Consider the following 24101-nt stretch of genomic DNA (forward strand, 5'->3'; position numbering starts at 1 on the left):
TGACTGATGGAAGCGTATGAGAATAAATGCTGAGAAGAAGAGGATATCAGCATCATGGCGCACATTTATAGATTCCTCAAGGGCGAGGGTCAGGGGAGATCGGCAAATTCCGACTGTATTTTTTGCACATTCGCGCCGAGTGTAAGCATGATTTTTACCAGTTCAGGATCGAAATGCTGGCCGCTTTCCTTGAGCAAATACTGCATGGCTGCTTCGATGCTCCATGCTGACTTGTAGGGACGGACCGAGGTAAGCGCGTCCAGTACGTCCGCGATAGCCACGATGCGCGCAGAAAGCGGTATCTCCTGGCCTGAAGCGCCAAACGGGTAGCCTGACCCGTCGTAGCGTTCATGATGGGCCAGGGCGATTTCACCGCCCAGCCGCAGATATTTGGACGGGCTGTTTGCCAGGATGTCGTGACCGATTTTCGGGTGCTGGCGCATGATGGCAATCTCTGCATCCGTGAGTGGCCCGTTCTTGCGCAAGATGCTGTCGGGAATACCGATTTTTCCGATATCGTGCAGAGGCGCAGCAAGTTCTATGAGTTCCGCTTCTTCTTCAGGCAGCCCGAGAGCATCCGCCAGTATGCGGCTATAACGCGACATGCGTAGCAAATGCTTGGCCGTATCGGTATCACGGTATTCGCCAGCGCGCGCCAGCCGCATCAGGGTTTCCCTTTCACGGCAGCGGATTTCTTCAGTGGCCACGCTAACCATATCTTCCAGTACGCGGCTCTTGTCTTCCAGTGCCAGTTGCTGTTGGCGCTGCGTCAGCAGGTTGCGACAGCGTGAAAAGCACTCGCGCATGTCCACGGGTTTGGTCAGGAAATCGGTCATCCCCGCGTCCAGTGCGGCATAACGCGTTTCCATATCCTGCTTGATGGTGACCATGACGACTGGAACGTGCTGATAGCCGGGTAATTGACGCAAGCGGCTAATGAATTCGACCCCATTCATGTCGGGCATTAAATAATCTGCCAGCACCAGATCGGCGGAGTGGGCTGCTGCCCAGGCCAGCGCAGCGGAAGGCGATGTCTCCTCTTGTACGCTGATACCAGTGCCTATACCACGCACGACCTGGGCGAGGATAGTCCGGCTGGTCGCCTGGTCATCAAGTATCAGAACTGTACTGGTTGCGGGTATATTGAAATTGGTCATGAGGCCGTTAGGCTGATATTCGACATGAAATGTCATTATATTAATATTATCGGCAGGACTGGCCGAAGCTTTATTCCGCCTGTGCAGTTTTACTGGCCGCCCTGTCCATGGGCGATATGAAGATCAAATATATAATTCTAACAATATGATTTTTAATGATAAACACATGCATGATGGCGCTGAGAGTATAATTCTGCACTACCTTATTATAACTACTGCGCAATCAACTATCCCGGAATCCCATGTCCTCATTCAAACAACAAGCTCTCGATTACCATCAGTTTCCCAAACCCGGCAAGCTCTCCGTTGAATCTTCCAAACCGTGCGCCACCCAGCATGAGTTGTCGCTGGCTTATAGCCCGGGCGTGGCGGAACCGGTGCGTGCAATCGGCGCCGATCCGGAACTGGCCTATCGCTATACCAACAAGGGCAATCTGGTGGCGGTGATTACCGACGGCACGGCGATTCTGGGTCTGGGGAATCTGGGACCGCTGGCCGCCAAGCCGGTGATGGAGGGCAAAGGCGTACTGTTCAAGCGTTTTGCCGGAATAGACGTGTTCGATATCGAAATCAATGCACCCAGTGTGCAGGCATTTATTGATACGGTCGTGCATATTGCGCCAACGTTTGGCGGGATCAACCTGGAAGATATTGCCGCCCCGCACTGTTTCGAGATCGAAAAAGCGCTGTCCGAACGATTGGATATCCCGGTATTTCACGATGACCAGCACGGCACGGCAGTGATCATTTGCGCAGGCCTGATCAATGCGCTGCACGTTCAGGGCAAAAAGCTGGCCGATGCCCGGATCGTCTGTCTGGGTGCGGGCGCGGCGGGCAGCGCGTCATTACGTTTGTTGCTGGCGATGGGCGCGGACAAATCCAGGCTGCTGGTGGTGGATAAGGTGGGTGTACTGCACATCGGCATGACCGACCTGCCACCGCACCATGCTTTTTTTGCCGCCGAGACGGATGCCAGGACGCTGGCCGATGCAATGCAGGGTGCAGATGCTTTCATTGGTGTGTCGGCGGCCAATCTGGTGACGCCTGCGATGATCAAGAGCATGGCGGACAGGCCCGTAGTATTTGCTTTGGCGAACCCGGACCCGGAGATTACGCCGGATGCCGCGCATGCTGCGCGCGATGATCTCATCATGGCGACAGGACGTTCGGATTACCCGAATCAGGTGAATAATATACTGGGCTTCCCGTTCATTTTCCGCGGAGCGCTCGACGCCAGAGCCAAGCGTATTACACAAAAAATGCTGATTGCGGCCGTGCATGCGCTGATGGATTTGGCGCGCGAACCGGTACCGGCAGATGTTCTGGCCATCTACAACCTGACCAAACTGGAATTCGGACGCGATTACATCCTTCCCAAGCCTTTTGATGCGCGCCTGATGGAACGCATCCCGCCTGCAGTGATGAAAGCGGCAAAGGAATAAACCGGTGCGGCACCTGTCCCGTCCGGTTTACCTCAATCTGTTCAAAATCCACCTGCCCTTGCCGGGGTGGGTGTCCATCCTGCAGCGCATGAGCGGTGCCGTGCTGTTTCTGGTCACGCCGTTGCTGTTGTACCTGCTGCAAACCTCATTTGACGCCGACGGCTACGCACGGCTGCACGAGTGGCTGCACATGCCGGTGGTCAAGGTGCTGTCGACGCTATTGCTGTGGGGTTATTTGCAGCACCTGCTGGGGGGATTGCGCTTTTTGCTGCTGGATATCCATGTAGGCACCGCACTAGCCATGGCACGCAAGCTGTCTGCAGTGACGTTACTGGCAAGTAGCTTGCTGACTCTGGTCATTGCAGGGAGATGGTTGTGGTAGGCAGTGCGTTATCCATGTGGCTGGCGCAGCGTGTGAGTGCACTGCTTTTGGCCGCGTACTCGCTATTTTTCCCGCTGTGGGTCGCGCTGCATTGGCCGCTCGATTTTGCCGTCTGGCGCGGATTGTTCGCGCCTTTGCCGATGCGCATCGTGACATTGTTATTCGTGATGGCGCTGGCGCTGCACGCCTGGGTGGGGATGCGTGATATTTTTATGGATTATGTGCATCCGCTCGGGCTGCGTCTGGCTCTGCATATTGTAGCGTTGCTCTGGCTGGCGGCTTGCGTGGTATGGGCGACGGCGATCTTGTGGCGGTTGTCATGATGCCGGTCAAGCGCAAATTCGACGCGGTCATCGTCGGTGGCGGCGGGGCGGGGCTGCGCGCTGCGTTGCAGTTGTCCGGTTCCGGCCTGCAGGTGGCGGTGGTGTCCAAGGTATTCCCGACGCGCTCGCACACAGTATCGGCGCAGGGCGGCATTACCGCAGCACTGGCCAATGTCACGCCGGACAACTGGCACTGGCACATGTATGACACGGTGAAGGGCTCGGATTATCTGGGCGACCAGGACGCCATCGAATTCATGTGCCGCCATGCCGCCGAAGCGGTGATCGAACTGGAGCACATGGGGCTGCCGTTTTCGCGCCTGGACAATGGCCGCATCTACCAGCGTCCGTTCGGTGGTCAGTCCATGAACTACGGCGGTGAGCAGGCCACGCGCACCTGCGCTGCCGCCGACCGCACCGGCCATGCCCTGCTGCATACCTTGCACCAGCAGAATCTCAAGGCTCGCACCCATTTTTTCGATGAGTACTTCGCGCTCGATTTGCTGCGCGACGCCGATGGTTATGTGCTGGGCGTAACCACGCTGTGTATCGAAACCGGCGCGCCGCTGGTGATCGAGGCGCGCGCCACGCTGCTTGCAACCGGCGGCGCGGGGCGTATTTTCCGCTACTCCACCAATGCCCACATCAATACCGGCGACGGTCTGGGCATGGTGTTGCGGGCAGGTCTGGCATTGCAGGACATGGAGTTCTGGCAGTTTCACCCCACCGGGCTGCCCAGCTCGGGTAGCCTGATTACCGAGGGCGTGCGCGGTGAGGGCGGGTATCTGGTCAACAACCGGGGCGAGCGTTTCATGGAACGTTACGCGCCGCACGCCAAAGACCTTGCCGGGCGCGACGTGGTGGCGCGCGCGGTGGCGCTGGAAATTCATGCCGGACGCGGCTGCGGGCCGCACGGCGACACCATCCATCTCAAGCTCGACCATCTCGGCGCGGCGCTCATCAAGGACAAGCTGCCGGGTATCCGCGAACTGGCGCTGCGCTTTGCCGGCGTCGATCCGATTGATGAGCCCATCCCGATTGTGCCAACGGCACATTACATGATGGGCGGCATTCCCACCAATCTGCACGGCCAAGTGGTCATGCCAGCCCGTTTCGGGCCGGAGGAGCCGGTGCCGGGGTTGTACGCGGTAGGCGAATGCGCCTGCGTTTCCGTGCACGGCGCCAACCGGCTGGGCGGCAACTCGCTGCTGGATCTGGTGGTGTTCGGCCGCGCTGCCGGCAATCACATTATTGAAACCTTGCGCGAAAATCCTTTCGCGCGCCTGTTGCCGGAATCTGCAGCTGAAGTAGCGCTGGCGCGTCTGTCACGCTGGAGCAAGACCGGTACGGGCGAAAATGTGGCCGACCTGCGCCTGGCGCTGCAAACGCTGATGCAAAGGCATTGCGGCGTATTCCGCACCGAGGTGCTGATGCGTGAAGGCATCGCTGGCCTGGAAGTCCTGCAAGCCAGGCTGGAGGGCGTCCGCCTTACCGACCACAGCCAGGTATTCAATACCGCCCGCATCGAGGCGCTGGAGTTGGAGAATCTGTTTGCCGTGGCCCGCGCCACGCTGGTTTCGGCACTGGCGCGCAGCGAGAGCCGCGGCGCGCATGCGCGTGAGGACTATCCCGAACGCGATGACGACCACTGGCTTAAACACACCCTGTACACACGGGAGAACGACCAGATTGACACCAAGCCGGTGCGCCTGAAGCCGCTCACCGTGGAGCCGTTTTTACCCAAAGAGCGAACCTACTGATGCGTTTTTCCATTTACCGCTACGATCCTGAGCTGGATACCAAGCCGCATATGCAGGCCTACGATCTGGATATCGATCCGGCCGGCAACATGCTGCTGGATGCGCTGCTGCTGATCAAGGATACCCTCGACAGCACGCTTACCCTGCGCCGCTCCTGCCGTGAGGGAGTCTGCGGTTCGGATGGAATGAACATCAACGGCAGCAATGGGCTGGCCTGCATCACTCCGCTGGCAGATCTGAAGCAGCCGGTGGAGGTGCGCCCGCTGCCGGGTCTGCCGGTGATCCGCGATCTGGTGGTGGACATGACGCCGCTCAATCAGCAGTATCGTTCGGTTGAGCCATGGCTGAATAATGCCGACCCCGCACCCGAGATCGAGCGCTTGCAAAGCCCGGAGCAGCGTGCGCAGCTGGACGGGCTGGTGGAGTGCATCCAGTGCGGTTGCTGTTCTTCTGCCTGCCCGTCATTCTGGTGGAATCCGGACAAGTTCGTCGGCCCGGCCGGACTGCTGGCAGCCTATCGTTTCATTGCGGATAGCCGCGACCAGACTTCCAATCAGCGCCTGGACAATCTGCAAGATCCCTATCGGCTGTTTCGCTGCCACGGCATCATGAATTGTGTGACGGTTTGCCCAAAAGGGCTGAATCCCACCGCAGCAATTGGTAAAATGAAAACCTTGCTGGTAAAGCGCGGTGCATGATTAAGGGCTCGTTCATGAATAAATGGACTTACGTTGCCGTGTATTCGGGATGGATGCTAGGCGCGAAGCGCGGCGAATGGTTGTTCCATTCGCAAGCTTTGCAACGCCGCAGACGCCCGAATACACGACAACCCTTCGGGCTGGGGCCGATTTGGGCGCATCCCGGCGTTGCGAGCCGCTTGTGGTGAATGACACAACCGCTCGTCTCGCGCCTTGGGCTGCATCCCAAAGCGACCCCAGCGTAAGTTCATTTATTCATGAACGAGCCCTAAGTTGAACCGCCTGCGCTGGCGTGCCCGACGCGGGATGCTCGAACTGGACATTCTGTTACTGGATTTTCTGGAGCGGCATTACCCCGATCTCCCATCCAGTCAGCAAATCGCATTCGGCGACTTGCTGGAGCTGGGCGATAGCGAGCTGTGGGATATGATCCAGACAGATCGGTCTGTGGTTCAGCCCGAACAGGCAATAATTATTGAATGGCTGCGTACAGGAAAGCAAAAAATGAAACCACCGACTAAAGCCACACTCACTTTTGACAACGGCGCCAAGCCCATCGAATTGCCCGTGCTATCCGGCAATCTCGGCCCCAGCGTGATCGATATTCGCAGCCTGGGAAAATCCGGCTATTTCACTTATGACCCGGGTTTCCAGGCCACTGCGAGTTGCAGTTCCAGCATTACCTTCATAGATGGCGACAAGGGCCTGCTCTATTACCGCGGCTATCCCATCGAGCAACTGGCACAGCATTCCGATTTCATCGAAGTGGCCTATCTGCTGCAATACGGTGAATTGCCCACGGCTGAGCAGAAGCATCACTTCGATAGCACAATGCGTCAGCACAGCATGCTGCATGACCAGATCAACATGGTATTTCGAGGCTTCCGGCGCGATGCGCACCCGATGGCGGTGATGGTCGGGGTAGTAGGGGCGCTGTCCGCGTTTTACCATGACTCGCTGGATATCAATGACCCGCGCCACCGCGAAGTGTCCGCTTTCCGCCTGCTGGCAAAAGTACCCACGATTGCGGCAGGAAGCTACAAATACAACACCGGTCAGCCCTTCATGTATCCGCAGAATCGTCTGGGTTATGTAGAAAACTTCATGCACATGATGTTTGCCACGCCATGCGAAACGTATACCGCCAACCCGGTACTGACGCGCGCGCTGGAACGCATCATGATCCTGCATGCCGACCATGAGCAGAATGCTTCCACTTCCACGGTGCGCCTGGCAGGTTCCTCCGGCGCCAATCCCTTCGCCTGCATTTCGGCAGGCATCGCATCGCTGTGGGGCCCCGCGCACGGTGGTGCCAACGAGGCAGTTTTGAAAATGCTCGAGGAAATCGGCGATGTTTCACGCATCGGTGCATTCATTGAGCGTGCCAAGGACAAGAGCAATCCGTTCCGACTGATGGGCTTTGGCCACAGGGTATACAAAAACATGGACCCGCGTGCCGCAGTGATGCGCGAAACCTGCCATGAAGTGCTGGACGAATTGGGACTGAACGACGACCCGCTGTTCAAGATCGCCCGCAAGCTGGAACAGGTCGCGCTCGAGGACGAATACTTCATCGCCAAGAAACTTTATCCCAATGTCGATTTCTATTCCGGCATCGTGTTGCGAGCGTTGGGAATTCCTGCAAACATGTTTACCGCTATCTTCGCGATGGCCCGCACTGCCGGATGGGTGGCGCAGTGGAACGAAATGATCGGCGACCCCGAAAACAAGATTGGCCGGCCACGCCAGCTGTATGTAGGCAACGTGCGGCGCGATTACGTTGCGGTGGACAAACGGTAAACTGCTTTGGATCAATGGCGGTCACATAGCGCGCTGTTTTCCGGCAATGCGCCGCTGCTGGAGGCGTTGTTCGGAGCTTATCTGGTTGATCCGGGCAGCGTGCCGCCACACTGGCGTGCCTGGTTTGATGCGCTGCCGTCAGTCGCCGACAGGAGTCCCGCGCCACCCACCAGAACCGTATCGGGCATGCCATGTGACGTACGCCAGGTGAGCGTGCTGCAATTGATCAATGCGCATCGTTTTCTCGGCGTGCGTCATGCCGATCTTGATCCGCTCAAGCGTTTTCCACAGCCGGGAGTTCCGGAACTCGATCCGGCACATTACGGTTTGACGGCTGACGACAATGGCCGTCTATTTGATACCGGCTCTCTGGTAGCGCCTGCGCAGGCCACACTGAGCGATATTTTGTACATTCTGCGGCGCACCTACTGTGGCACCCTGGCGGCGGAGTATATGTATATCTCCGACAATGCGCACAAACGCTGGCTGCAGGCGCGGCTGGAGGGCTGTCTGTCCACACCGCAGTTCGATGCATCACAAAAAAAACGCATCCTTGAAGGACTCACCGCTGCCGAGACGCTGGAAAAATTCTTGCATACTCGCTATGTGGGGCAAAAGCGTTTTTCGCTGGAAGGTGCAGAAACCCTGATTCCCATGCTGCACGGCGTGATTGAAGGGGCGTCGCAACGCGGTGCGCAGGAAATCGTGCTGGGCATGGCGCATCGTGGACGTATCAACGTACTTGTCAATGTATTGGGTAAACCGCTCGGGCAGATATTCGGTCCGGCACAGGTCCACGTTGATGGCGCGCTAACCGGCGACGTGAAATACCACCAGGGTTTTTCCACGGATGTGACGAGCAGAAACGGGACAATTCACCTGGCTCTGGCATTCAATCCTTCGCATCTGGAAATTGTCCATCCGGTGGTGCGCGGTTCGGTACGCGCACGCCAGCAGCGTCGTGGCGATCACGACGGCACCGAAGTGGTACCGGTGATCCTGCACGGTGATGCGGCTTTCTCCGGCCAGGGCGTGGTGATGGAAAGCCTCAACATGTCGCAGACGCGCGGCTTTACCAATGGCGGCGGAATACACATTGTCATCAACAACCAGATAGGGTTCACCACCTCCGACCCACGCGATACACGCTCATCGCTGTATTGCACCGATGTGGCAAAAATGGTCGAGGCGCCGGTGTTGCACGTCAATGCCGACGACCCGGAGGCTGCGCTGCTGGCGGTTGAGATCGCCCTCGATTACCGGCGCGAGTTTCGCAGGAACATCATCATTGATCTGGTGTGCTTCCGTCGCCATGGCCACAATGAACAGGATGAACCGGCGGTGACGCAGCCGTTGATGTACCACAAGATTGCCGAACACCCTGGCACGCGTGCGCTGTATGCCGGCAGGCTGGCTGCACAAGACGTAATCAGCGAGACCGGGTCGATGGATATGGTCGCTGCCTACCGGGCGCAACTGGAAACCGACGAGCGCATCGTGCAGCCCGCCGTGTCGCTATACAAACGCGCCTTCGCCGCCAACTGGAAAGCCTATCGCGACATCGACTGGAAACATCCCGCAGAGACCTTTTTGCCGCTTACCCAATTGCGTGAACTGGCGGAAAAAGCCTGTACTGTCCCGCAAGGCTTCACGCCGCACCCGCGCGTAGCCAGGATTCTTGCCGACCGCCGTGACATGGCGGCGGGGAAGTTGCCGCTGGATTGGGGTATGGCCGAGATACTTGCCTATGCCAGCCTGTTGCGCGATGGCTATCCGGTCCGGCTGTCGGGTCAGGATAGCGGACGCGGCACTTTTTTCCATCGCCACGCCGTGTTGCACGATCAGCAGCGTGAACGCTGGGATGCGGGCGAGTATGTGCCATTGCAACATATCTATCCGAATCAGCCGCATTTTGTCGTGATTGATTCCTTGCTCTCGGAACTGGCTGTGCTTGCGTTTGAATATGGCTACGCGACCGCCGAGCCGGACGAACTGGTGATCTGGGAAGCGCAATTCGGTGATTTTGCCAATGGCGCGCAGGTGGTCATCGATCAGTTCATCGCCAGTGGCGAAGCCAAATGGGGGCGCTTGTGCGGTCTCACGCTGTTGTTGCCGCACGGCCAGGAAGGACAGGGGCCGGAACACTCATCGGCACGGCTGGAGCGCTTCATGCAATTGTGTGCCAACGACAATATCCAGGTGTGCCAGCCCACCACTGCGGCGCAGATGTTCCATCTCATCCGCCGCCAGATGTTGCGCCCGTATCGCAAGCCGCTGATCGTGATGACGCCGAAGAGTCTGCTACGCGCCAAACCGGCCAGCTCGCCGCTCGAGGCATTCACTGCGGGCGAATTCAATGTCGTGATCGGTGCAGACGATGTGCTAGATGCCGCTCGCGTGCGCCGCGTGGTGGCCTGCAGCGGCAAGGTCTATTTTGACCTTCTCAACGCATCCCAGGAACGCGGTATCACCGATATTGCTCTGGTGCGCGTCGAGCAACTCTATCCGTTTCCACGCGACGCATTCAGTGTGGAAAGGGCGCGCTACCCGAACGCCACCGAGCTGGTATGGGCGCAGGAAGAGCCGCAGAACCAGGGCGCCTGGTTTTCCATCCAGCATCACCTGCGCGAATGCATGGCGGCGACGCAGACCCTGAACTATGCCGGCAGGCCTTTCGCTGCATCGCCTGCGGCAGGCTATCCTGAAGTGTATGAAGCACAGCGCAAAGCGTTGATAGACGAGGCACTCAAATAAATGCGGATCGAAGTCAAAACCCCCGAACTGTCCGATTCGATTACCGAGGGAACGCTGCTGGAATGGCACAAGCAAGTCGGCGATCCAGTGGTGCGTGATGAAACCCTGATCGATCTGGAAACCGACAAGGTCATACTCGAAATTTCCGCCCCGGCTTCCGGGGTGCTGGTGGAGTTGCTGCGCGAGAACGGTGCGGTGGTGACGGCGGGTGAGGTGATCGCCCGGATTGAAAATGGCGAGCCGGAGACAACAACGCCTCCTTCGCCGGCGACAACATTACCCAGGCCGCAAGAGAAAGCAGGGGAAATCCTGGCGCAGGAGAAACCGTTACCTGTTGCGCAGCCTGTTCTGCAAACCTCAGCGCCAGAAGTACCAGCCACGCCGTCCAAACCCGCGCCTCCCCCTCTCGACACCCGCCAGGGCCGGAACGAGCGCCGCGAACCCATGAGTCGTTTGCGTATTCGCATCGCCGAACGGCTGATGTCCGCGCAACATAGCGCCGCCATTCTCACTACTTTCAATGAAGTCAACATGCAGCCGGTGATGGACCTGCGCGCCCGTTACAAGGATGATTTCCAGCGCGAACATGGCGTCAAGCTCGGTTTCATGTCGTTTTTTGCCAAAGCGGCAGTATTGGCGCTGAAACAATTCCCCGTTGTCAACGCCTCCATTGATGGCAACGATATCTTGCACCATGATTACTATGACATCGGCATCGCAGTTTCCACCACGCGCGGCCTGGTTGTACCCATACTGCGCGATGCCGACTGCAAGGGGTTTGCCGATATCGAGCGCGCCATCGGCGATTTTGCCCAGCGCGCCGAGACGCTGCAACTTTCTCTGGAGGAGCTTAGCGGCGGCACCTTTTCGATCAGCAACGGCGGTGTGTTCGGCTCGCTGCTCTCCACTCCGATTCTGAATCCCCCGCAATCGGCCATTCTGGGGATGCACAAAATCCAGGAACGCCCCATCGCTGAAAATGGCCAGGTGGTAATCCGCCCGATGATGTATCTGGCGTTATCCTACGACCACCGACTGATCGACGGCCGGGATGCGGTGCAGTTTCTGGTGGAGATGAAAGCCGCGCTGGAAGACCCTGCGCGGCTGATGTTGGGTATCTGAGAGGCTGGCGCCTGCTCACTCGCCGACCGGGGTTTCCTGTCTCCGGATGAGCCAGTAAGCAATGGCCAGCGCAAGTACCGCCGCTGCCAGAGAAAAAATGAGATCAGCCTGGATTGCCCCGATATCCAGAATGATGAATTTGCGCGAGATGGCCAATAGTCCGATTAGCAGTACGGTTTTCACCTGGATGATGTTTTCCCTCCTGGCGACCACCTTGAGGATGGAGTGTTTGAACTCCAGCGCGATGAGCACGGTCAGTATCTGCCCGAACAATGTCTGGAATATTGTGTGATCCAGGGGATTCGCGGCGTCGATGAAAACCAGCCGAAACACTTCCTTGGACAGCGCCACCAGTGCGACGACGATGATGACGGCAATCAGGCCGGTCAGAGCCAGGGCGACACTCTGTTCGAATTTTTCGTACAGGGTCATGACGTTCCATTGAGCCATAACACGCGTAAATCTGGACTTGGAGCCCGTACTTACGCCTGATTCCAGCCGCATCTTACGTCACCTCGATGCGCCTGCCCGAAGGAGCGCCAGTTTTGGGTAGACGTACCGTCAATACGCCATTATTCAGTGAGGCCACTGCTTGTGCGCCATCTACCGCTTGAGGCAATCGGATCTGCCGTTGAAAACTGCCGTAGGCGCGCTCCATGAGGTGGAAGTTACCGTCTTCGTTTTCACGCATATAGCGTTTCTCGCCGGAGATCCGCAGTATGTTGCCCTCTATCACGAGATTCAGGTCGTCTCTGCCCAGTCCAGGGATTTCCAGACGCACTAGAATAGCTTTGTCCGTTTCCTCAACCTCTCCCGCCAGCATGCTCCAGCTGGGAAAGCGCGCAGGAATTGCTGTCTCTTCCGGTTCCTTGTGTTTCGTGAATTGAGTCAGCGCATCACCCGATGTGGACAGCAATTCACGCCAGCCTTCGGACAAATTATCCCAGGCGCGATTGAGTTCCTTGCCCACCTCTTTACCGGCTTTTTTAAGCGAATCGAGCATGATCAATCCTCCATTGCCAAAACATGAAAATGAGGATGTCTGAATGAATTTCAACTATCAAGCCGAAAAAATAATGGCAATAAGGAAAGATTGCCGACAAAAAATTTTTCAGGAATTCAAAGGGGTTTTAAATGCTTAGGCAATGGCTGAGTGAGCGCATTAACCAGCCTGGCTGGTACGACATAACCTTACTACGCAAAAGAATATGCCGATTCAGATAAGTAACGTTGAATTTTGCTGGTAATGTTGTTCGATTGCGCTAACCAGTACTGCACGCAGTTTATTCAGTTGCATGAGTTCAACTGTATTGATATGGATTCCATCCACTGCAGGTGGGGTGTCCCAGTCACCGTAGATGAAGCCTGCCGGATGACGATTTACTGTCAGAGGCAAGATGACGAAACTGTGTGCAGTGGGCAGCGCATCGCGCCACCAGCGTGGCAGCTTGTTAACAAAAGACGGGTCTTTGGCGTTCTTTACAAAAATTATTTTGTCGTTCGCCAGACCTGCATGAAAAACGTCGGGTTGATAGGCATCACTGAATACCAGGCGTGGCATGAGTTCCTGCATTTTTTCGCCAAAGCCGGTACGGGCAAAATACCTCCCTTCATTGCTGTTGCGCAGGAAAAAAATGGCGCGGCTCAGACCCAGACCCTGATATACAGTTTCCAGTGCCATAGTCAGTATCTGGTATGCCGTGGCTTTGTTTGATATACCGTGCATATCGCCTACACCCCGTTCCAGAATCGTCACAGCGTTTGCTGGCTGGTCGCTTTGTACTGAAGCGGCGGAGACCTTCTCAGGCAGGTGTGTTTTAGCGAAGCTGATAAACAGGGTGTCTTTTTCAGCGGCTTGTTGGCCGGCTTGGATGGCTGTAAGCATTTCGGATCCATCCATCCCCAGCATATCGGCGTAGTTATTCGCTATGTCAGCCAGTTTGGCAGAGCCTGCGTCGGTCTCATCGCACAGCACCTTGGCACAGTGGGTGGACATGGTTGAAACAGCGCCCAGCCATGCAGCATGATCTAGCGGTTCGTCCACGATTTTGGGTAATACATCCTGCATGCTGTTGATGAGTACAGTCGGCAAACCCCATTTCTGGCCAACCCACCGGCCAATCTCGTCGAGCCCTATTCCCAGCGTATCGCACGCCGCCTGCGCTTCATCGATGCCCTGTTCCGCACAACGTACCTGTACCAATGCCCAATGATCAGGCAGGTAAAAAGTTACCATCATGCGACCCAGGTTATGCAACATCGAACACACTACGGCTTCTTCGGCATCGCGAGCGTTGGCGGCGCCAGTGACTTGTCGCGCTATATGGCTGGCGAGAACTGCTTTTTCCATTTCATTGTGGGTGTTTGACGAAGCTGCCGATGCCTTGGCCAGGCCATCTATCAGTTTTGAACTTAATGCCAGATGGCCTATTGATTCCGTACCAATGATGAGGACCGCTTTCGACACGGTGTTGATGTCCTGCCCGAACATCGAGTACATGGCGCTGTTGGCAAGCCGCAATACCTTTTGAGTCAGCGCCGGATCGGACAATACCGTTTTGGTCATGTTGAACTCGCGGTCACCTTCGTCGTGTACCGCGCTCATGATCATGCTGACTGCATTGGAAAAACCCGGCAAATCACCCTGTTGCCTGACGCGCTTCCACAACAATTCCAGGGTTTTTTGCGGATGGCCGGTCGATATTGTGCTCATTGCATCAAAGATTCTCATAAATTTTCAGATTACGAACGCAGCGGCGGCATCAGCTTTCAGCGCAGCTATGGCTTCGTCCGGCAGCATGGGGTGGCCTGTCAGAAATCCCTGGATCAGTGTGCAACCCTGTTTGGCGAGGAATTGCAGCTGTTGTTCATCTTCGACGCCTTCAGCCACCGTGGTGAGATTTAAATGGCTGGCCAGACTGATCACGACGTCGCAAATGGCTGCATCTTTAACCGAGCCCGGCAAATCCTTGACGAAAGTGCGGTCGATTTTAAGCGTGTTAATAGGAAAACGTTTCAGGTATGCCAGAGAAGAGTAGCCGGTACCAAAATCGTCGATCGCGATGCGTACGCCGCGCGTAGCAATCGCCGTCAGCAATGTTTCGGCATGATCGGGATCCGACATCAGGATGCCCTCGGTGATTTCCAGAAGCAATTGACTGCCTTGCAGATCGGATAGCTTCATGGCTTCATCCAGGGTTTCCAGAAAGCGGTCGTTCCTGAATTGTCTTGGACTGACGTTAACGGATATATAGAGCTGACGCCCGGCTGCTGCTTCGAAATGCCTGATTTGCACGCAGGCTGCCTTGAGAACCCATGCGCCCAGCAAAGTGATCAGGCCGTTATTTTCCGCCATGGGAATGAACTGAATGGGAGGCACCAATCCCAGATCGGGATGCATCCAGCGCATGAGTGCTTCAAAACCCATAATCTGGCGTGTCGTTGCATCGACTACAGGCTGGTAATGCAATAGAAACTCGCCGTTCTTGACTGCTTCGAACATTGCAGCTTCGATCGAGACATCATGCACCGGTTTGGTGAATGTCTGGGGATCATAAATTACATAACGGGCCTTGCCGGTTTCTTTTGCGCGGTACAAGGCTAAGTCGGCGTGCGCTAGAAGTGTCACCTCGTTATCGCCATGATTCGGATAGGTTGCTATGCCGATAGAGGTGCTCACGTACAGGGCGTGGCCCTGAATTTCGAAGGGTAGCTGTATGGCCGCAATCATGCGGCGCGAGACAATCTGAATATCGGCTTCAGTCAATGCATTGGGCAGCAGGGCTATGAATTCATCGCCTCCTACGCGCGCCAGGGTGTCTGTGTCGCGCAATGTGTCACGCAGTCGCATACTGGCTTCGCGCAGTAAAACATCGCCCACTGGGTGTCCCAGCGCATCATTGATTTTTTTGAAGCCATCCAGATCCAGGGCGACGACCGCAAAGCCTTTTCCGGTCCGCCTGGCCTGCGCCATCGCCATGCTCAGGCGGTCTGAAAGTAGCGATCGATTAGGTAAGCCGGTTAACGCATCGTGGGTGGCCAGATGGCGTAAACTCTCTTCAGTCGCCAACTGTTGCGCAATGTTTCTGCCCACGGCGAGCAGTTCCATATTGCCTTGCCCGGTAGCATAGGCAGTTATCAAAAAATCAAAGCAGTGCACCGCAGCACGGGTTTTTATCTGCACATTGACCTGGCTGTGCCGACCCGACTGGATGGCCTGTGTGACAGCTGCACTAATCAATGTATTTTCTTCCGGTACCGCCAGGTCGGATAATAATAAACCGACGAGAGTGCCGTCAGGTTTGATCAACTCGATGGTGCGCTTGCTGGCAGAAAGGATTTCACCCTTGTCATTTAACTGAAAAACAGCATCTCCCGCAGCTTCCATCAAATTTTCCAACTGGATTTTGAGATTGGCGCGAGGTGGGGTATCGGGCATGACAAACATGATGTTGAGTCTATCTCCAGTGGGGCATATCAAAAGCAGTGCACGGCATTATAGATAGGCTAAGTCCGCAATGAAACCCTGCCTGATTGCGAGTAACTTTGCATTGATCCGGAGTGTTCAAATATTTTTTGCGGATGAAATACTGTCTGGCGCCACATGATACCCGCGCATGGACACGGATGGTAAACCGGTTCGACACTATCTTCCAGTATTACCTCTACATGTTTAATCCTGGTTGATCTGTGTCAATTTGTTTATGGGTTTAATCGTTCGGCCCGATGAACAGCCATTAATTAAGTATGGAGATAGTTAGGTATTTGAGCTCACAGGCTCATTGCCTGCAGAGAGCTGTAAGACAAACACCTACAAGCGGTCTGTTGCCGTTTCTGACGTGAATTACAGAACATGGCCTATTTTCCCCGTTTGATTCAGGCTTCATTATGGCAACCACTGGGATTGCGAGTTGCAAACAGGTTACCGAAGGTTACTGCAAAGGAAAAAAAATGACAGCGAACGAAGTAATGACTGAAATCCGTGACGCCAACCTGAGCTATCTGATGCTTGCGCAACAGTTGATCCGTTCCGACAAGGCCACGGCGATTTTCCGCCTGGGGATTGACAATCAGATCGCCGATCTGATTGCAGGCTTGAGCAATGCACAAATTCTGAAACTGGCGGGTACCAGCATGATGCTGGCACGCTTCCGTTTTGACGACGGCGCCATTCTCGGCATGCTGACCAATTACAACAAGGACCGCTCGCTGGCGCAATCACATGCCGCCATCCTGATGGCGGGTCAACCTATAGAAGAAATCGCCTAGCAATGTAAGCGCTACGACGCACATCAAATCGATTCAGACTGGAACGCAAAAAATGACCAAGAAAAGCGTAGTAACCGAATCCAATGAAATTCAACTTGCAATCAAACTGGTCAATCTTGGCGCCCGCCTGCAATTGCTTGAGTCGGAAACGTCCTTGTCGCGCGAGCGTTTGCTAAAGCTGTACAAGGAACTCAAAGGGGTTTCGCCACCGAAAGGCATGCTGCCATTTTCCACCGACTGGTTTCTGACCTGGCAACCCAATATTCATTCTTCACTGTTTATCAATATTTATAATTATCTGGTAGAGCACGCCAAAGTTCATGGTATTGAGGCGGTGATGAAGGCGTATCAGCTTTATCTTGAGCAAATACAACCCGGCAATGACGAAGAACCCGTCCTGTCACTTACCCGTGCCTGGACACTGGTGCGTTTTGTGAGCAGGAAAATGCTTAAAACGACGACCTGCTGCAAATGTGGAGGTCACTTTGTGGTGAATAGTCTGGATCTGCATAATGACTACGCCTGCGGCCTCTGCCATATGCCATCCCGCGCCGGAAAAACCAAAAAAGTCCGTGAAGATGCCGCCGCTGCACTGGCAATGGCAGCCTGAGAAATATCTCCCTCATAGCAAAGAAGCAGTGAATCGTGGATAGCGGGATGCTGCCAGGTGGCCACGTGTACTCTTTCCTATCCACATTGCGCATACCGGCAATCCAGGCGCTGATTATTCAGTTCGTGTCGTTTTTGCTGGCCCTACTGGCAATACGCGGAATTTGGATACTGACTGACATGCAGGCAGACATTGTTGCGGCTGCGCTATTGCAAGGCACCATTGCGGCTGCGCTGGCCTTCTGGCGACGTCTTGCACCCTGGTGGTTAGCCATACAATTTCTGTTTCCGGTCGCGTTGATAGCCATGCTTTCGCTTTCACTGCCGCCGGGAATTTTTCTTGGCCTGTTCGTTTTACTACTTGGTTTGTACTGGACGACATTCCGTACCCAGGTTCCGTTTTATCCATCCGGACTGGAAGCCCGGGAAGCGGTGGCCGGCCTGCTTCCGGTTGATCGTCCAATCCGTTTCATCGATATCGGCAGTGGTTTGGGCGGATTGGTACTGAATCTTGCCGCGCGCAGACCGGAAAGTTCTATTTCCGGAATCGAACTGGCACCGCTGCCCTGGCTGGCAAGCTGGCTGAGGGCCCAGCTGGTGCGCAGTCGTGGGCATTTTATCCATGGCGATTACACGCATCTGGATTTTTCGCAATACGATGTGGTGTTTGCTTATCTGTCACCTGCGGCCATGTCTGCGCTGTGGGAAAAAGCCCGAATCGAAATGCAACCCGGCACGTTGCTGTTGAGTTATGAATTTTCCATTCCGGGTGCCGTTGCCGATGTCATTGTCACGTCCAAAATTCAAGGGCCTACCCTCTATGCCTGGCGCTTTTGATTAGGTCGATGCAAGAGGGCGTGCGTTGCTCAAGTTCTGGTAACGTGCGTCGTAAACCTAAATGAGCGCGGCTTTCAGATTCCTGTTCAGTCAAATAGGCGTTCAGGCAGTCAGCTATCTTAAGAATCATATTATCAACGGAGTTTGAGCGCGTGTTAGTCATTGTCGGGTATATCGTTGTTTTAGCTTCCGTGTTTGGCGGTTTCGCACTTGCTGGCGGGCATTTGGCCTCGCTTCTGCAGCCGGTGGAGTTGCTCATGATCGGCGGCGCCGCGACGGGTGCATTTCTGGTTGGTAATAATGCCAAATCCATCAAGGCAACCCTCAAAGCGCTGCCTAGTCTTCTGAAAGGCTCCAGGTACACCAAGGCGCTGTATATGGAGTTGATGGCGCTGTTGTATGAATTATTGAGCAAAGTACGCAAAGAAGGTCTGATGTCGATCGAGGGTGATGTCGACAGGCCGGAAGAAAGTCCGATTTTCAGCAAATATCCGACGATACTGTCCGATCATCATATTATGGAATTCATGACCGATTACCTGCGTCTGATGGTGGCGGGAAACATGGATGCATTCCAGATCGAGAATCTCATGGACAACGAGATCGAAACTCACCATCACGAGGGTGAGGTGCCTGCGCACTGTATTGCAAAACTCGGCGACGGTATGCCGGCATTCGGCATCGTGGCCGCAGTCATGGGGGTAGTGCATACCATGGCATCGGTGGGGCTGCCGCCTGCGGAACTGGGTATTTTGATTGCCAATGCATTGGTTGGAACCTTCCTCGGTATCTTGCTCGCGTATGGATTTGTGGGCCCGCTTGCCAGTCTTCTGGAGCAAAAGCTGCATGAATCCTCGAAGATGTTTCAGTGCGTCAAAGTGACCTTGCTGGCCAGTCTGAACGGTTATGCTCCTGCGCTTGCCGTTGAGTTCGGCAGAAAGGTGCTGTTCTCGACAGAGCGTCCCACTTTCAGCGAACTGGAAGACCACGTCAAGCAAGCCAAATCCAAGTAATCAGAGAACCCAGCGGGAACAGACATGGCCGAAGCGGTACCACGCCCCATAATCGTCAAACGTATCAAGAAATCCGGGGGTGGCCATCACGGCGGCGCCTGGAAGATTGCCTATGCCGATTTCGTCACGGCGATGATGGCGTTTTTTCTGTTGATGTGGTTATTGGGATCCACGACCAAGGGCGAGCTGCAAGGCATTGCGGAATATTTCCAGACGCCTCTCAAGGTAGCCATGTCGGGTGGATCGGGGAGTGGCGATAGCTCCAGCGTCATCAAAGGCGGTGGTAAGGATCTGACCAAACAGGTTGGGCAGATTAACAGGGGTGACAATCCAGCGCAGAAAAAAACCTATGATCTCAAGTCCGCGCAGGCTGACCTGGAGCGTATTGAAGCTTCTCGTCTGAAAGCCTTGAAGGGCCGCATCGAAGCCGCTATCGACGCCAACCCGACGCTGAAGCAATTCAAAAAACAATTATTGATCGATATCACTACAGAAGGTCTGCGGATCCAGATTGTGGACGAAAAAAACCGTCCGATGTTTGCGTTGTCCAAAGCAAAACTTGAACCTTATACCAAGGAAATTCTGCATGATATCGGACAGACCCTCAACGATGTCCCGAATAAAATAAGTCTCTCCGGGCATACCGATGCAACGCCTTATTCGGGCGGAGAGGGCGGGTATAGCAATTGGGAATTGTCTGCCGATCGCGCTAATGCTTCACGCCGCGAGTTGGTGGCTGGCGGCATGGATGAGGGGAAAATATTACGCGTCGTGGGCCTTGCCTCCGCGGTACCCATCGACCGGAAAGATCCGTTCAATCCCATCAACCGGCGTATCAGCATCATCGTCATGAACAAGAAAACAGAAGACGCCATCGCCAAAGAAGGGGGTGGCGTGGCGGATGTTTCCAGCGCAGCGCAGCTGCAACAAAACCTGCCGGGAGCGAAGGCAATACCGGCAATTAAGCCGGGCGCTCAGGGAAAATAGAGCAGGTAGACTCTGGAGGTATCCGGATCGCCGCTCAATTGTTTTTGCGATGGGTTCGGTGTTTAGCCGGCTTCCCTATCTACACAATCAGGATTCGGCACATTTCCTCAAACTGCTGTTCGGTCTCTTTAAACACCAGCAAGACCGTTTCCCGACCAATACCCAGCTTGTTCCATGCCGCTGTGGAAATCAATGGAACAAGTTCTTCCTCATCCAGAGCCAGGTCGAGAGCGTGCACGATTGCATCGGCGACATGCACGAGCGAGATCAGAGCGTTTTGCTTGGACTGATCCGGAGTATGGTGGTTGCCTATGGCCAATTGTATATCCGGTGGCAGTTTCCAGTATTCGACAAGCGCCTGACCTAACATGGCGTGATCAATACCCAGCACCGCCTGTTCAGCCTGGAATGCGGTGCAATCGTGCGTCGTGCGATGAGCAAGCACCGCCTGATGCTGTTCAGGGAAATATATCGCCAGCACCAGCCTGCCAATATCGTGCAACAGCCCTACGGTAAACGCGAGTTCCTGATCCTGATTAAGTTGACGCGCCAGTGCTTTGGCGCAAACAGCCACGGCAATCGAGTGCCGCCAGTTTTTCTCGATTTCGTCAGCCAGGCTTTGACCGCCGATAAAGCCGTTAGTCACCGAAGCGGCGGTAATCAGGGTACGCATACTCTTCAGGCCCAGAATCGCAAAAGCCTCTCGAATGCTGCTGACTCGATGAGACATTCCATAAAACGAGGAATTGGCCAAGCGCAAAGTTGTAGCGACCAATGCCTGGTCGCGGGTCAGCTTTTCGGCCAGCGTGTCGATATCGATATTTTCCTTCCCCATGCTGCTCAGCAAATCAGTCACGATTTCAGGCAGAGGTGGCAGGCTCCGGATCGTTTTGACGGCCTCGTCCATGGACAGCTTATTCATGGTTTTCGCCCAAACGATATTGCAAGAGGTGACGCAGTAACAGGCCATTCGCCTCTGTATTTCCAGCCGCCCTGAATAGTTTGGTCAGGCGTTGGTGCTGCAGTGCATGCGCGGTTTTAATATCGGCTGCGGCGCGTGCTGTAGTGAACCCATGCGAATATTTTACTCTGCGCCGCCGCAGGATAATCAGGGCCGATTCGGTCAGCGCCGCTCCGCGTGGCAGCAGCATGTTTCCTTCGGCGTCGCTTAGATTTTCCACCAGGATCATGCCCGCAACGGCCTTGTCCAGGCTGATTTGTTCGTGCACGGGGTTCATACGATGATCTCTTGTTTTACCAGGGTCAGCAGGCTGCCACTGGAGAGCGAGTGCGTGCCCATACGCTGGTAAATGATCCGGTACGGCCGATTTTGTATGCAGACAGAAAGTGCGTCGCTGGCGTCATGAGCATTTGTCGCGTCGCGAAGCGCAGGTAGCAACTCATGCGCATCGCTACCAAGAAGCGGCCCATGAAAAGCAAACAGGACCTCGGCTGCGGAGTTGATAAAAACGATGACACCATCGTCGTCCAAACCTATCATGGGTAGCGGTAGGTGTTCGAGCATTTCGCTGAGAATGTCGTGTTGAACCTTATCGCGCAAGTTCTGCTGTTCCTGCCGGGCAATTATTTTCTCCAGCTTCAGGTGGGTGTTGGATAGTTCCTGGCTCAATGCTTTTGTCTTGATATTCAGGCGCTGGTTTTCCTCCTTGAATTCTTTATTGAATTCCAGATTATGGCGCCGATTTTCCTCTGCCATTTCCTTAAGTCGAAAAGCGTCGTCAAGGTGTTGACGCAGTTGCAGATCATCCCATGGTTTAACGATAATTTTATGGACCAGGTCATTGTGGTCGTTATCGATAACGCTTTGTCTTTCGTTGTGAGCAGACAGAACCATCCGTATCACGCCGGGGTGCATTTTCATGGTACGGCTGAGTAGCTCGATGCAACTCATGTCGGGTATTGCCAGGCCGGATACCAGAACGTCGACGTCGTGCTGGGCGAGCAGCGCCAGCGCTGCCTCTGCGCTGCAAGCGGTCATGATCAGATACTTGTCCTGGTGCAGCAATTGTTGCAGTGCTGCCAGAATATCAGGATCGGCGTCCACCAGAAGCAGGATGCGCGTTGATTTCCTGCGGATTAAAATACTTTCCGGGAGATGTCTTTTTTCTATCAGCAGCACGGTTATTTCTGCCGGTGGAAGCGGCCGGCTGAAGTAGTATCCCTGCATTTCGTCACATCTATGGCGGCGCAGAAATTGACACTGGGCAGCTGTCTCGACCCCTTCGGCGACGACCCGGATGCCGAGGCTGTGGGCCATGGAAATAATCGCTTTCGATATCGCCGCATCATCAGCATCGGTAGTGATGTCCCTGACAAAGGAGCGATCAATTTTGACGCGGTCGAACGGGAAACGCTTCAAATAGCTCAATGAGGAATAACCCGTTCCGAAGTCATCCAGAGCCAGATCTACTCCGAGCGCCTTGAGTTGACGAAGAGTGGCTTCGCTCGATGCTGTGTCTTGCATCAAAACCGTTTCAGTGATTTCCAGAGACAACATGCCCGGATTGATATGGTACTCGGCGAGCACCAATTCAATCCGGTCCGCCAGCCTGGGGTCACGGAACTGTCGGGGCGAGACGTTCACGGCAACCTGGAATCCTGTCAGGCCCTGGTCAATCCAGGTACGTATATCCTGGCAGGCTTTGCGTAATACCCATTCGCTAATGCTGGCGATCAGGGCAGATTCTTCGGCAATGGGTATGAACCGCACTGGCGAAACCATGCCGAATACGGGGTGCTGCCATCGTACCAGTGTCTCCAGTCCGACCAGCTGGCCCGTACTCAGGCTAACCAGCGGCTGGTAGTGCAGGAGCAACTCATCATTGGCAATGGCAGAACGCAGGGCTTCGTCCAGCATGACGCGCTCCTGCATGCGCTCGTTCATTTCGCTGGAAAAGAACTGGAAGTGGTTGCGCCCATGGTCTTTCGCCTGGTACAGGGCCATGTCGGCGTATTTGAATAACGTTGCAGTATCCGGACCATCTTGCGGATAAAGCGCAATGCCAATACTGCAGGTGACGTGGAAGCTATGGCCTTGTATGAAAAATGGATCAGCAATGGTCTGGAATATTTTTTCACAAATTGTTGCTACATGATGCGACTGATTGATTTCCCGCAGCACCAGCACGAATTCATCGCCGCCATGCCGGGATACCGTATCACCTTCTCTGACGCAGGCACGCAGCCGTTCGGCCACGTCGAGCAACATCCGGTCACCCGCAGCATGTCCCAGACTGTCGTTAATCAACTTGAAGTGATCCAGGTCAAGGAATAGCAGCGCCACGCTATCCTCGCTGCGGTCGGTTTGGGCTATCGCCTGTTCCAGGCGGTCTTTGAGCAGATTGCGGTTGGGCAGTCCGGTCAGCGCGTCGTGGGTAGACTGATGCGCAAGTCGCACCTCATCACGTTTATGCTCGGAAATGTCGGTCTGCACACCAATGAAATACGTAATCTGGTCAGTTTCATCTTCATCGGGTACCGGAGAAATGAGCAGTTTGCACCAGATTTCAGTGCCATCCTGGTGAAACTTGCGCAGTACCAGATTGGCTTCGCGCTTGTTGGCAAGCGCGCAGTAGACGGCGGCTATCTCATTTTCATCGTGATGATTGCGGAGCAAAAAAGAAAAATCGCGTCCAACGACTTCCTCGATTGCATGGCCGGTCATACGGCAAAAGGCGTCGTTGGCAAAAATAATCGGATTGGATGTGCTCGTTGCATCCAGGATGACAATGCCGTTTCCTGAAAACGCAAGTGCGCGGCTACCTATCCGCAGCAGGGGGTCGAACTGTCGGTGCCGGTCGGTATGGAAGGTCATTGGCCCATGCCCGGATGGCCAGGTAGTGCACATTCGGCATTGAAGCCCGGCATGTCTTCAAATCTGTCACGCATATACGGCCTTTGGTCATAGAGTCAGCATGGCGTGTTAAGC

The 24101-nt window shown here is 55.1% G+C and carries 21 protein-coding genes; 13 read left to right on the plus strand and 8 right to left on the minus strand.

Annotated features, from left to right (window positions below; all coding sequences use genetic code 11):
- Positions 1-89: 89 nt before the first annotated feature.
- The gene (locus ACFDAU_RS06655) at positions 90-1157 is read right to left on the minus strand and encodes an HD domain-containing phosphohydrolase (protein ID WP_413439205.1); all 1068 of its coding nucleotides are present in this window, start codon (positions 1155-1157) and stop codon (positions 90-92) included.
- Positions 1158-1399: 242 nt separating this feature from the next.
- On the opposite strand from ACFDAU_RS06655, the gene ACFDAU_RS06660 reads away from it, so the two are divergent.
- From ACFDAU_RS06660 to sucB, 8 genes are all read left to right on the plus strand, one after another.
- Positions 1400-2599, plus strand: a complete 1200-nt coding sequence (locus ACFDAU_RS06660; protein ID WP_413439206.1) for a malic enzyme-like NAD(P)-binding protein — start codon at positions 1400-1402, stop codon at positions 2597-2599.
- Between the two features lie 4 nt (positions 2600-2603).
- On the plus strand, positions 2604-2981 hold the full coding sequence (gene sdhC / locus ACFDAU_RS06665) for a succinate dehydrogenase, cytochrome b556 subunit (RefSeq protein WP_413439207.1): 378 nt from the start codon (positions 2604-2606) through the stop codon (positions 2979-2981).
- Between the two features lie 14 nt (positions 2982-2995).
- Entirely contained in the window at positions 2996-3304 is a 309-nt protein-coding gene (sdhD, locus tag ACFDAU_RS06670) for a succinate dehydrogenase, hydrophobic membrane anchor protein (protein WP_413439514.1), read from the plus strand.
- Positions 3301-5064, plus strand: a complete 1764-nt coding sequence (gene sdhA / locus ACFDAU_RS06675; protein WP_413439208.1) for a succinate dehydrogenase flavoprotein subunit — start codon at positions 3301-3303, stop codon at positions 5062-5064. Before sdhD ends, sdhA begins: the two co-directional genes overlap by 4 nt.
- On the plus strand, positions 5064-5762 hold the full coding sequence (locus tag ACFDAU_RS06680; RefSeq protein WP_413439209.1) for a succinate dehydrogenase iron-sulfur subunit: 699 nt from the start codon (positions 5064-5066) through the stop codon (positions 5760-5762). Before sdhA ends, ACFDAU_RS06680 begins: the two co-directional genes overlap by 1 nt.
- Positions 5763-6035: 273 nt before the next feature.
- Positions 6036-7562: a citrate synthase gene (gene gltA, locus ACFDAU_RS06685; protein WP_413439210.1), complete on the plus strand. Its 1527-nt coding sequence runs from the start codon at positions 6036-6038 to the stop codon at positions 7560-7562.
- Between the two features lie 6 nt (positions 7563-7568).
- Entirely contained in the window at positions 7569-10316 is a 2748-nt protein-coding gene (locus ACFDAU_RS06690) for a 2-oxoglutarate dehydrogenase E1 component (protein WP_413439211.1), read from the plus strand.
- Positions 10317-11438 carry a dihydrolipoyllysine-residue succinyltransferase gene (sucB, locus tag ACFDAU_RS06695; protein ID WP_413439212.1) on the plus strand — a complete coding sequence of 374 codons (1122 nt, stop codon included), beginning with the start codon at positions 10317-10319 and terminating at the stop codon, positions 11436-11438.
- Between the two features lie 15 nt (positions 11439-11453).
- Here sucB and ACFDAU_RS06700 read toward each other — a convergent pair whose 3' ends face one another.
- The 4 genes from ACFDAU_RS06700 to ACFDAU_RS06715 all read right to left on the minus strand — a co-directional run bounded on the left by ACFDAU_RS06700 (position 11454) and on the right by ACFDAU_RS06715 (position 15885).
- Positions 11454-11942, minus strand: a complete 489-nt coding sequence (locus ACFDAU_RS06700) for a phosphate-starvation-inducible PsiE family protein (protein ID WP_413439213.1) — start codon at positions 11940-11942, stop codon at positions 11454-11456.
- A 1-nt stretch (position 11943) separates the two neighbouring features.
- Positions 11944-12441 (minus strand): Hsp20/alpha crystallin family protein, encoded by a 498-nt coding sequence (locus tag ACFDAU_RS06705; RefSeq protein WP_413439214.1) that lies wholly within the window; start codon positions 12439-12441, stop codon positions 11944-11946.
- A 213-nt stretch (positions 12442-12654) separates the two neighbouring features.
- Positions 12655-14151 (minus strand): HDOD domain-containing protein, encoded by a 1497-nt coding sequence (locus ACFDAU_RS06710; RefSeq protein WP_413439215.1) that lies wholly within the window; start codon positions 14149-14151, stop codon positions 12655-12657.
- A 24-nt stretch (positions 14152-14175) separates the two neighbouring features.
- Positions 14176-15885, minus strand: a complete 1710-nt coding sequence (locus ACFDAU_RS06715; protein ID WP_413439216.1) for an EAL domain-containing protein — start codon at positions 15883-15885, stop codon at positions 14176-14178.
- Positions 15886-16388: 503 nt separating this feature from the next.
- On the opposite strand from ACFDAU_RS06715, the gene flhD reads away from it, so the two are divergent.
- The 5 genes from flhD (at position 16389) to motB (ending at position 20152) form a co-directional block, all read left to right on the plus strand.
- Entirely contained in the window at positions 16389-16706 is a 318-nt protein-coding gene (gene flhD / locus ACFDAU_RS06720) for a flagellar transcriptional regulator FlhD (RefSeq protein ID WP_413439217.1), read from the plus strand.
- 52 nt (positions 16707-16758) lie between these two features.
- Positions 16759-17316 (plus strand): flagellar transcriptional regulator FlhC, encoded by a 558-nt coding sequence (flhC, locus tag ACFDAU_RS06725; RefSeq protein WP_124706253.1) that lies wholly within the window; start codon positions 16759-16761, stop codon positions 17314-17316.
- Positions 17317-17381: 65 nt separating this feature from the next.
- Positions 17382-18152, plus strand: a complete 771-nt coding sequence (locus tag ACFDAU_RS06730) for an SAM-dependent methyltransferase (RefSeq protein ID WP_413439218.1) — start codon at positions 17382-17384, stop codon at positions 18150-18152.
- Positions 18153-18304: 152 nt separating this feature from the next.
- Positions 18305-19165: a flagellar motor stator protein MotA gene (gene motA, locus ACFDAU_RS06735; RefSeq protein ID WP_413439219.1), complete on the plus strand. Its 861-nt coding sequence runs from the start codon at positions 18305-18307 to the stop codon at positions 19163-19165.
- 24 nt (positions 19166-19189) lie between these two features.
- Entirely contained in the window at positions 19190-20152 is a 963-nt protein-coding gene (motB, locus tag ACFDAU_RS06740) for a flagellar motor protein MotB (protein ID WP_413439220.1), read from the plus strand.
- 79 nt (positions 20153-20231) lie between these two features.
- Here motB and ACFDAU_RS06745 read toward each other — a convergent pair whose 3' ends face one another.
- Genes ACFDAU_RS06745 through ACFDAU_RS06755 form a run of 3 tightly spaced genes read right to left on the minus strand, consistent with a single transcriptional unit; the run spans position 20232 to position 23987 of the window.
- The gene (locus ACFDAU_RS06745; protein ID WP_413439221.1) at positions 20232-21074 is read right to left on the minus strand and encodes an HDOD domain-containing protein; all 843 of its coding nucleotides are present in this window, start codon (positions 21072-21074) and stop codon (positions 20232-20234) included.
- Positions 21067-21390 (minus strand): hypothetical protein, encoded by a 324-nt coding sequence (locus tag ACFDAU_RS06750; RefSeq protein WP_413439222.1) that lies wholly within the window; start codon positions 21388-21390, stop codon positions 21067-21069. The genes ACFDAU_RS06745 and ACFDAU_RS06750 overlap by 8 nt, the downstream gene beginning before the upstream one ends.
- Positions 21387-23987 (minus strand): EAL domain-containing protein, encoded by a 2601-nt coding sequence (locus tag ACFDAU_RS06755; RefSeq protein ID WP_413439223.1) that lies wholly within the window; start codon positions 23985-23987, stop codon positions 21387-21389. The genes ACFDAU_RS06750 and ACFDAU_RS06755 overlap by 4 nt, the downstream gene beginning before the upstream one ends.
- Between the last annotated feature and the right edge of the window lie 114 nt (positions 23988-24101).

The organism is Sulfuriferula sp. GW1, assembly GCF_047300855.1.
GTDB lineage: Bacteria > Pseudomonadota > Gammaproteobacteria > Burkholderiales > Sulfuriferulaceae > Sulfuriferula.

Coding starts and splice junctions, on each gene's coding strand:
- flhD (WP_413439217.1), top strand. CDS start 16,389: ATGACAGCGAACGAAGTAATGACTGAAATCCGTGACGCCAACCTGAGC.
- motB (WP_413439220.1), top strand. CDS start 19,190: ATGGCCGAAGCGGTACCACGCCCCATAATCGTCAAACGTATCAAGAAA.
- ACFDAU_RS06710 (WP_413439215.1), bottom strand. CDS start 14,151: ATGAGCACAATATCGACCGGCCATCCGCAAAAAACCCTGGAATTGTTG.
- ACFDAU_RS06745 (WP_413439221.1), bottom strand. CDS start 21,074: ATGAATAAGCTGTCCATGGACGAGGCCGTCAAAACGATCCGGAGCCTG.
- sdhD (WP_413439514.1), top strand. CDS start 2,996: ATGTGGCTGGCGCAGCGTGTGAGTGCACTGCTTTTGGCCGCGTACTCG.
- sucB (WP_413439212.1), top strand. CDS start 10,317: ATGCGGATCGAAGTCAAAACCCCCGAACTGTCCGATTCGATTACCGAG.
- flhC (WP_124706253.1), top strand. CDS start 16,759: ATGACCAAGAAAAGCGTAGTAACCGAATCCAATGAAATTCAACTTGCA.
- ACFDAU_RS06755 (WP_413439223.1), bottom strand. CDS start 23,987: ATGACCTTCCATACCGACCGGCACCGACAGTTCGACCCCCTGCTGCGG.
- ACFDAU_RS06715 (WP_413439216.1), bottom strand. CDS start 15,885: ATGTTTGTCATGCCCGATACCCCACCTCGCGCCAATCTCAAAATCCAG.
- sdhA (WP_413439208.1), top strand. CDS start 3,301: ATGATGCCGGTCAAGCGCAAATTCGACGCGGTCATCGTCGGTGGCGGC.
- ACFDAU_RS06750 (WP_413439222.1), bottom strand. CDS start 21,390: ATGAACCCCGTGCACGAACAAATCAGCCTGGACAAGGCCGTTGCGGGC.
- ACFDAU_RS06700 (WP_413439213.1), bottom strand. CDS start 11,942: ATGCGGCTGGAATCAGGCGTAAGTACGGGCTCCAAGTCCAGATTTACG.
- ACFDAU_RS06655 (WP_413439205.1), bottom strand. CDS start 1,157: ATGACCAATTTCAATATACCCGCAACCAGTACAGTTCTGATACTTGAT.
- ACFDAU_RS06705 (WP_413439214.1), bottom strand. CDS start 12,441: ATGCTCGATTCGCTTAAAAAAGCCGGTAAAGAGGTGGGCAAGGAACTC.
- ACFDAU_RS06680 (WP_413439209.1), top strand. CDS start 5,064: ATGCGTTTTTCCATTTACCGCTACGATCCTGAGCTGGATACCAAGCCG.
- ACFDAU_RS06660 (WP_413439206.1), top strand. CDS start 1,400: ATGTCCTCATTCAAACAACAAGCTCTCGATTACCATCAGTTTCCCAAA.